General features: G+C 57.5%; 1 protein-coding gene. It reads right to left on the bottom strand.

The window, feature by feature from the left end; genetic code table 11:
- A partial coding sequence (locus EOC06_RS37795) for a TauD/TfdA family dioxygenase (RefSeq protein WP_164899021.1) occupies positions 1-804 on the bottom strand: 804 nt, incomplete at its 3' end.
- Positions 805-1,010: the final 206 nt, after the last annotated feature.

The following is a 1,010-nucleotide window of genomic DNA, read 5'->3' as shown; positions in this document are numbered from 1 at the left end:
GTTGACCGCATAATGCTGGGTAGCACGGTTGTCCCAGATAGCGACGTCGCCTACTTGCCAGCGCCACCGCACGGTATTTTCCGGGGCAGTGACGTAGGACTGGAACACCTCATGGAGCTTGGCGGAATCGCTCTTGGAAAGGCCGACGAGGCGCTGCACGAAATTGCCGAGCAGCAGCGACTTCTCCCCGGTTTCCGGATGGACGCGCACGACCGGATGCTCGGTCTCGTAGATCGTCGATGTGAAGATTTCCTCGAAGTGCTTCTTCTCTTCGGCTGTGGCGCGCGGGCGCACGGCTGTGTAGTCGTAGGCATTGCTATGAATAGCCCACAGATTGTCCGCCAATATTTTGAGCGGCGCCGGCAGATTCTCGTACGCGGCGTGCGTGTTGGACCAGATCGTGTCGCCCCCCGTCGCCGGAATGACGACGCCACGTAGGACCGAGAATTTCGGATAGGCATCGACGAAAGTCACGTCGGTATGCCACTGGTCTGCCCTGCCACCGCCACGGCCGGAATCGAGATTGAGAATTGAGGCCGTGCCGGCTGCCGGCCCCTGCGTGGGATGAGGTACAAGGTCACCCAGACGCCGCGCGAACAATTCCTGCTCCGCATCGTCGAGATGCTCCTGGCCGCGGAAGAAGATCACCTTGTGTTTTAGAAGAAGCTGGTTGATGGCTGCTATCGCTGCGTCCGAAAGGTCTCCGCCAAGGCGGACGCCTCTGATTTCAGCTCCAACACGGCTGATCAGCTGTACAACGTCGGAGTCAGGAATGGTCTGGTTGACAAGGACTGGATTGCTCATGGGGATCTCCTGATTGATCTTGGAAGGGGACAGCAAGTCACATCCGGCCAGCGGATGTCGCGCGGCGTTGAAAGTCTCATCGCGAGTCAACAGAGCTATTGAACAAGATAATCGACTTAAACATAGAAATAATGTTCCAAATTAAACTGGCTCGACGAAAGAGCCGTCTCCGTTGCTCCGGTCTCGGTGTTGAGTTCTCTCTGGGC

It is taken from the genome of Mesorhizobium sp. M7A.F.Ca.MR.362.00.0.0, assembly GCF_004023175.1.
In the GTDB taxonomy this organism is placed as follows: domain Bacteria; phylum Pseudomonadota; class Alphaproteobacteria; order Rhizobiales; family Rhizobiaceae; genus Mesorhizobium.
This window is presented reverse-complemented; position numbering and strand designations above follow the sequence as displayed.